Source organism: Lujinxingia vulgaris (genome assembly GCF_007997005.1).
Taxonomy (GTDB): Bacteria; Myxococcota_A; Bradymonadia; order Bradymonadales; family Bradymonadaceae; genus Lujinxingia.
In genome coordinates this window covers 1-7,901 of sequence record NZ_VOSL01000018.1, presented here as the reverse complement: position 1 = coordinate 7,901, position 7,901 = coordinate 1, and the positions used below count along the sequence as shown (strand labels likewise).

Annotated in this window: 4 protein-coding genes; 1 reads left to right on the top strand and 3 read right to left on the bottom strand. The window is 65.0% G+C overall.

Translation table 11 applies throughout. The features are described from left to right. Window positions 1-203: 203 nt before the first annotated feature. Window positions 204-2,432, top strand: a complete 2,229-nt coding sequence (locus FRC96_RS03855; protein WP_146972885.1) for an amino acid permease — start codon at window positions 204-206, stop codon at window positions 2,430-2,432. A gap of 411 nt (window positions 2,433-2,843) precedes the next feature. Here the strand turns inward: FRC96_RS03855 and FRC96_RS03850 are convergent, their stop codons facing one another. The 3 genes from FRC96_RS03850 to FRC96_RS03840 form a co-directional block, all read right to left on the bottom strand. Then, the gene (locus tag FRC96_RS03850; RefSeq protein ID WP_146972883.1) at window positions 2,844-3,803 is read right to left on the bottom strand and encodes a hypothetical protein; all 960 of its coding nucleotides are present in this window, start codon (window positions 3,801-3,803) and stop codon (window positions 2,844-2,846) included. Between the two features lie 574 nt (window positions 3,804-4,377). Further along, window positions 4,378-5,433, bottom strand: coding sequence for a DKNYY domain-containing protein (locus tag FRC96_RS03845; RefSeq protein ID WP_146972880.1), 1,056 nt, complete (start codon window positions 5,431-5,433; stop codon window positions 4,378-4,380). Between the two features lie 258 nt (window positions 5,434-5,691). Beyond that, a complete protein-coding gene (locus tag FRC96_RS03840) occupies window positions 5,692-6,981 on the bottom strand; it encodes a hypothetical protein (RefSeq protein WP_146972878.1) in 1,290 nt (429 codons plus the stop codon). Window positions 6,982-7,901 lie beyond the last annotated feature (920 nt).

Below are 7,901 nucleotides of genomic sequence, written 5' to 3'. Positions count from 1 at the left end.
CGCGCCCCCCCTGACCCACACGCCAAATCCCCACACCGCGTACCTCCGGCGCCCCACAACCACCTAACCACAAAACGCGCCCCCCCTGACCCACACGCCAACTCCCCACACCGCGTACCTCCGGCGCCCCGAAACATTGACGCTCCCCCCAACCGCGTTCTATTTCTTCCGGGCATATCCCCCCACGAGCGTTGGAGCCTACGATGTCCTTACCCGCTGTACCGCCCTCAGAAACCACCGCCAGCGGACATCTCAAAAACCAGTTTGGCACCTTCGGCGGCGTCTTCACGCCCTCGATTTTGACCATCCTGGGCGTGATCATGTTCATGCGCTCGGGCTTTGTCACGGGGCAGGCCGGCCTGGGCTCGGCGATGTTGATCCTGGTCATCGCCACCTCGATCACCTTTTTGACCGGCCTGTCGATCTCAGCGGTCTCCACCAACACCGAGATCAAAGGTGGCGGCGCCTACTTTCTCATCTCCCGCTCGCTGGGGCCGGAGTTCGGCGGAGCCATCGGCCTGGCGCTCTTCTTTGCCCAGGCGCTGGCAGTGCCCTTTTATATTCTGGGTTTTGTGGAGGCCCTGGCCATCACCTTTCCGGCCGCCCAGGAGCACTTTACGGGGATCGGCCTGGCCACCATCGCGGTGCTCTTTGTCATCAACTACGTCGGCGCAAGCTGGGCGATTAAGACCCAGTACGTGGTGTTGACGATCCTGGTCTTGAGCATCGGGGCGTTTCTCATCGGCGGGATCCTGGACTTCGATCCGGACGTCGCCCGCGCGAACTGGGCGTCGGCTTACACCGAGGGAAACTCCTTCTGGGTGGTCTTTGCGATCTTCTTCCCGGCGGTCACCGGCATTGACGCCGGCGTCAACATGTCGGGGGACCTCAAAGAGCCGGAGCGCTCCATTCCCCGGGGTACGCTGGCGGCGATCGGGGTGGGCTTTCTGGTCTACCTCTTCAACATCATCGTCTCCGGAGGCTCCACAAGCCGCGCCAACCTCATCGGGGATCCCTTCGGATCGCTTTTGGCCCAGGCCGGCCCGGCGGCCTTTCTGGTCACCGCCGGCGTGTTTGCGGCGACCATCTCCAGCGCCATCGGCTCGCTGCTGGGCGCCCCGCGCATCCTCCAGGCGCTGGCCCGCGACGACATCTTCCCCGGCCTGGGCTACTTCGCCAAAGGCACCGAGCAGGGCGATGAGCCCCGACGCGGACTCTGGCTCTCCTTTGGCATGGGCATCCTGGTGTTGATTCTGGCCGGCGCCGGGGGCGACGCGCTCAACGCGGTGGCCGTCGTCCTCACGATGTTCTTCCTCTTTGCCTACGGCATGACCAACGCCGCGGCGTTTATCGAGCAGTTCAGCCGCAACCCCTCCTTTCGTCCCCGCTTTCGTTTCTTCCACTGGTCGACCGCCCTCATCGGCGGCGTGGGCTGCCTGGTGGCCGCCTTTTTGATCAACGCGCTCGCTGCCCTGATCTCGCTGATTCTCGTCGCCGGCATCTTCCTCTTCATCTCTCGCCGGGTGCTTCAGAACACCTTCGGCGACGCCCGACGCGGCTTCTACTACGAGCGCGTACGCGCCAACCTGGCCAAGCTGGCGACCTTTGAGAAGCACCCCAAAAACTGGCGCCCCACCTCGCTGGTGCTCTCCGGAAACCCGCACACCCGCGAGACCCTGACCACCTACGCCCTGTGGCTGGGCAGTGGCCGCGGCATCACCACGATGGTCAACGTGCTGGAGGGCGACCTCTATGAGCGCCTCGATGAGCGCGCACAGGCCCGCGAAGAGCTCGAAGCCTACGTGCACGACAACGAGCTCCAGGCCTACGTTGACGTCGTCGTCAGCCCCTCCTTCAAAGAGGGCCTCTCGATGCTCTTGCAGGCCCAGTCCATCGGCCCCATCAAGCCCAATATGGTCGTCTCCGGCTGGCCCTCACGCCCCCGGGACTATGTGGGCTTTGCGCACCAGCTTCACATGACCCACGAGCTGGGCATGAGCCAGGTGATCCTGGTCGACCGCGGCCTTCCCTCCAACCCCGGACGCATCGACATCTGGTGGCGCGGCGAACAAAACGGCTCCTTGATGGTCGTTTTGGCCTACCTCTTAAGCCACAACTTTTTGTGGAACCGCGCCCGCATCCGCCTGATCACGATGCTCGACCCGGGCGAAACCCGCGATGAAGCCGCAGCCCAGCTCGCCGCCCTCCTCGACGCGGCCCGCCTGGAAGCCGACTACGAAGTCCTGCCCCGGGGCGACTTCGCCACCCAGCTCCCCCTGGTCTCCGCCGACGCCGACCTGGTCATGCTCGGTTTTCGTCCCCCCGCCGACGAGCACGCCGAGGCGTTCCACTCCGCCTACTCCGGCTTCCTCAAAGACCTCCCCACCACCATGCTCATCTGCTCCACAGGCGACGTTGACCTCATGTCCTGACCCCGACCGACAGTCGTACACCCCCCGACCGACAGTCGCACATCAACCAGCATCTATGCGGCGATGCGGCCCATCACCCCCGCGTCGCATCGCCGCTACCGGCCTGTTTCCGCCCCGATTTCCTTCCCCGCGCCAGCTCCCAAACATTCTCCCACCCCGTAAGCCACATCGACCGCTGCTCGAGAGACCTCATCGCCCCAAAACCACCCGATCCAACGCCCCCCGATCGTCTCCAGCTCCTCACCCCACACAGAGCTCGGCCCTGAACGCTCACTACGCGTCAGAGCACAGAGTCCCCCGATGTTCTAACCACCCGGCGGCCTATCGCCACCTCATCGCAAGCCAGGCCCACACTTCCAAGCCAGCCCGCTCCCCTGACAGCCCGCCGCCGGCATCATGACCGCGCCAGGCTCAGCCCGCCAGTGAGACCGACTCACCAGGCGCAGGACGCATATTCGGCGCCAAACCGGCCTCATTCGGGTCGCGCTCCCCGCACTTCACCGGCGCGTTCTGCTTGAGCCAGAGCGTCCCGTTGGGAAACACCAACCGCTTCTTGCCCTGCACCCACCGCTCACGCGTGCGCCTGTACGCGGCGTAAAACGCCCGCTCCCGCTCGATCGCCGCGCGCATCACCTCGGGATTCTTCGACGCAAAGCGCGGGCGAATTCTCCCGGATTCAGACTCCGTAGTGGGACGAAACGTCGGCAACTTCGCCAGAATATCGGCAATGCCCGCCACCCGTCGTTTCTCGCGCTCGCGCTCGGCGATCAGCTCGTCTTCTTTCTCCTTAATACGTCTCTCGAAGTAGGCCACGAGCTCCTCCAGCGTCATATGGTCGTAGCCCGGCGGCCGTTTCGCCGTGAACTCGATAAACTCCGGCTGCCGCTTGCTGTAGAAGTCGTCCGGGCGCCGCACCTTCACGGGCTTCTCCCAGTCCGAGGGCCGAATCATGAAGCCAGGCCACTCCTCCACCCGGTCCACAAGCTCGGCGAGCACCGGGTTTAAGAAGGTGTAGAGCAACTTCTCCTCCATCGCCTCATGATCCAGGAGCACCGTGTCGCAATAGGGCTGATCATCCCAGAAGTAGCCGCGCCGCCCCAGATCGGCGTTACGCGCCCGGGCAAAACCCGCCATCGCATCGCGCATAAAGCCGCTGCGTTTAGCCTTCGGGTCGGTCACCACGATGTGCACGTGGTTGGACATCACCGCCACCCCGTGCACCGAGACGCCGCTTCGCCCCGCGGAGCGCGCGATCTCGTAGTTAGCAATGGCGTTCATCGTCTCATCGGCGCGCATAAAAAACTGACGATCCAGGCAACGACGCGTCATCATGGCAACCTGCTCTTCTACATGACGGCGGGGGCGAGTCATGGGGCTCTCCGGGCAAAGAGGTAAACGAGATGAATACGTCTCTGCCTGTTATCGAGCGCCGGCGCGGGATGTTGCGTCAGCATCGCAAAAAAGTGGGGACTTGGAGGAACAGGTGCGATCGCACTCTCAACCTACCAAACCGACGATCACCCGCATAACCACGCGTCCTTGCACGACCCTCGGTCGGTTTCCCACGCCCAACCTCGATCTGACCCGGGGTCGAACATCCCCCTGGTTCTATGCGCCCCATCCAGCCTTTTCCTTTCATTTCGACCTTGCATGACCCTCGGTCGGTTTCCCACGACATCAAAACCGCATAAACAAAGAACCTTGCCCCCCCCGGTCGGTGCACCTCGGTTCCCCACGGTCGGTTCCCCACGCGTTGCACGACCCACGGTCGGTTCCCCACGCGGTCGGTTTCCCGTGACATCAAAACCGACGATCCCCCGCATAAACAAAGAAGCTTGCACGACCCCCGGTCGGTGCAACTTGTCCGTGATCGATGCACCTGAAGTCGACTCATTCTGGTCGTTCAGGTCCCCAACCCGGAGCCGACGCACGCCGAGCCCCTCGCTCAGCGCCGCGCACCCATCACAAACGCCCCGTGCTTATCACGGGCGTAGGGCCCCTGCTCACCCACGACGATCTCAAAGGTCTCCCGGTCAGCGCCCTCCAGCACCTGCCCCCGGTAATACACCTGCTGCGCATCCTGCGCGTAGGCGCCGTACCCCTCCATCGGCTCAAAACTGTCTCGATCCGCCCCCTCGATCCGCCGAAGCGTCGGCACCAACGCGTACACATGCTCGGCGTCCCGGGCGTAGGTCGAGTTTTGCGGCCAGGCCTGAAGCGTCGCGCTATCCCCCGCCCACCCGACGACCTGCTCCCCCTGCTCGTAGACCTGATCGTTGATCACCACCACCCGATCACTGATGGAGCGAAGCGCGTCGATCGCCTCAAACTCCAGCACCCGATGCGCCCAGCTCCCCCCGCTGAGAACGCGCGTTCCCATCCGCAGGTGAAACGCGTTGATCACCTCGATCGGGCCGCTCACGTCAACCACCGGCGTCAGGTGCATCTGGTTGCGATACACCTGCTCCCGATCCGCCACAAACCCTTGATTTAAAAAGCGAAACGTCGCCGTATCGACATCAATCGGAACATGCTCCAGGTAGTAGCGCTGCGCGTCTCGCGCCCACATCCTCGGGTTGACGCTCTCCTCAAAGAGATAGCGAAAACTCGCCGGGTCCGCCCCCTCCACCGGCGCCAACATCGTCTCTCCGGCCCGGGCGAAATAGACCTTCGCCGCGTCACGCCAGACCTTGCCCTCGACCTCAAAGCTCTCCCGATCGATGGCCGGCTGCGCGTGCTCCCGGTAATAAACCCGTTCCCGATCCACAGCGATCGTTTCGGCCAGTGGACGAAAGCTCTCGCGATCGGCCCCCTCTACCACGTGATGCCCCACCATCTGCCAGTTCCCGCCCGCCGAGAAGATCACCCCATCGCCCCTGGCCGCCTCATAATATCCTGACGAGACCTCGCGATCGATCGCCTCTCCCAGGGGGCTACACCCCACGCCCAGAAGCCCCACACACGCCCCCACCACCCCTGCCAGTCGTTGCCATCGCTTCATCGTTTTACTCCTGAAACACCCCACACCATCGAAGCTCTTCGCGACGCGATACTACCTCTCAGACCACTCCACCGACAGGCCCGATCGGCGACTCGCGTCGCCCCTCTTATCCCCCCTTGTGTGCTGTGCAAATCACCACCCTTAAACGCCCCGATTCCCCGCATCAACAAAGGACCTTGCACGACCCCCGGTCGGTTCTTTGCAACAAAGGACCTTGCACGACCCCCGGTCGGTTCTTTGCACGCCCCCCCGGTCAGTTCAACACCGCGCTCTCACACCCCCTCGCCTGACCACGCGAGACACGCCGACCCCCATCAACAGCACCAGCACCCACAGAGAGCCAGGACCGCCCGAGGCTGCCGCGCGGCATCCACCCCCCTCCCCATCGCGCCCTGCACCGCCAGCTGCGCCACCCACCTCGGCAGGATCATCGGGCAGGGGCTCCAGCTGCGAGAGCGCCTCCAGGTCGCTTCCTCCCACCCGGCGTATGTCGATCACCTCGGTCGACGCTGGCGAGCGAGTCTCCTGAATCTGCCGCTCCAGCACGCCGAGCTCCGGGCTGTACACCCAGGTCTGCGTCGCCCCGCTGAGCAGCTGCTGCAGCACCACCGACCCATCGCTCTCACGCAGCAAGAACAGCTGCGCCCCGGTCACCGGGTCGACGTCGATCGCCGTCGCCACCGAGGGCGCCACCACGCTGAGCGCCTGTTGCGACAACCACAACGCCCCGCCCGGCTGCACGCTCCCGGTGGCCTGAACCCCGCCGCCCTGAAACACCCCCTGCACCGCCGTGCTCATCTGCGCCAGTGACCAGCCCGCCCCCGCCTGCGCCAGCTCCGCCCGGGCGACCACCTCCTGCTGCGAGGTCCCCGCCCCGCTCACCGCCGTCGTCTTGCTCCCCGCATACTCCAGGCGCGTCCCCGGGCGCACCCACCCCGGCGCCCTCCCCGCCTCCCAGGGAAGCGCCACCTCCCGTCGGTTCACCATCGTCATCTGCGCCGCTGAGCCTGGCGAGGCCACGCTGCTGAAGACCAGCGTCCCCGACCCCGCGCTGAACTCAAAGACGGTCTGCCCGTTGGTGGTCTGCGTCTGAAAACGCACCACCTCGATCATGGTGCCGGCCACATTCCTGGAGTAGCGCGACACGCTGAGCTGCGCGCTGGCCTTCGACTCCGCCCCGGCCAACACCTGCGGGTTCAACCACACCGGCCCCAGCCCCGGAAGCCCGCGCCCCACCGCCTGCCCGGCGAGCACCACCCCGGCGCCCCCGTCGAGATAGCTATGCTGGTGAAGCAGCACCTGCGCCCCATCGCGATGCACCACATCGTACTGGATCACCCCGCCGGCGGCGGTCTGATAGCTCACCCGCACCCCCGGCTGCACCCACTCCGGGGCCCCCATCGCGCGCAGCTCCGGAAATAGCGTCAGAAAGGTCGCCGTCTCCCCGATCTCCGCCTCAGTCGGCTGCGCGCTCACCGTCGGCACAAACAGCACGCAGACCCACACCAACACCGTCCCCAACCCGACTCGAAGCGTCCCTCGACTCATGACCTCAACCTCCACCATCCAGCCCTGCCGCTCGTTTTAAACGAGCCCGGCGCATCCCTCAAAATCCCATCGCGCGCCAGCGTACCACGCGCCCCAAAGCACCCGAAATCCCGCCCCAAACCGCCCCCTCCTGATCGCCCCTAAATCGCGGATCACCCGCATAAACAAAGAACCTTGCACGACCCCCGGTCGGTGCTTCGGTGCTTCGACAGGTGGTTGGGTGGTCAGGTGGTTGTGCGACGCCGCGCTACGCGACGCGGGCCGATTCGTGAGGAAGGTGAGGGGTTCGCGCGAACCCATAAACCCGAGCGCATCCAGCGCGACGTCTGACAAGGAGCAAGGACGACGCTGTAGCAGCGCTACCGCAACGACGCTGCGACGCCGTCAGCCGCACACAACGCACACTAATAAACCCGAGCGCATCCAGCGCGACGCCTCACAGGGAGCAAGGACGACGCTGTAGCAGCGCTACCGCGAATCCCAGACGGCGGCCGCGCTACGCGACGCGGGCCGATTCGTGAGGAAGGTGAGGGGTTCGCGCGAACCCATAAACCCGAGCGCATCCAGCGCTCTCGATAGCAAGGAGGCTGGGATGAAGCTGTAGCAGCGCTACCGCGAATCCCAGACGGCGCCGCGCTACGCGACGCGGGCCGATTCGTGAGGGAGGTGAGGGGTTCACGCGAACCCATAAACCCGAGCGCATCCAGCGCGACGTCTGACAAGGAGCAAGGACGACGCTGTAGCAGCGCTACCGCGAATCCCAGACGGCGCCGCGCTACGCGACGCGGGTCGATTCGTAAGGGAGGTGAGGGGTTCACGCGAACCCATAAACCCGAGCGCATACAGGGCGACGTCTGACAAGGAGCAAGGACGACGCTGTAGCAGCGCTACCGCGAGGACGCAGCGACACCGTCAGCGGC

Coding starts and splice junctions, on each gene's coding strand:
- FRC96_RS03855 (WP_146972885.1), top strand. CDS start 204: ATGTCCTTACCCGCTGTACCGCCCTCAGAAACCACCGCCAGCGGACAT.
- FRC96_RS03850 (WP_146972883.1), bottom strand. CDS start 3,803: ATGACTCGCCCCCGCCGTCATGTAGAAGAGCAGGTTGCCATGATGACG.
- FRC96_RS03845 (WP_146972880.1), bottom strand. CDS start 5,433: ATGAAGCGATGGCAACGACTGGCAGGGGTGGTGGGGGCGTGTGTGGGG.
- FRC96_RS03840 (WP_146972878.1), bottom strand. CDS start 6,981: ATGAGTCGAGGGACGCTTCGAGTCGGGTTGGGGACGGTGTTGGTGTGG.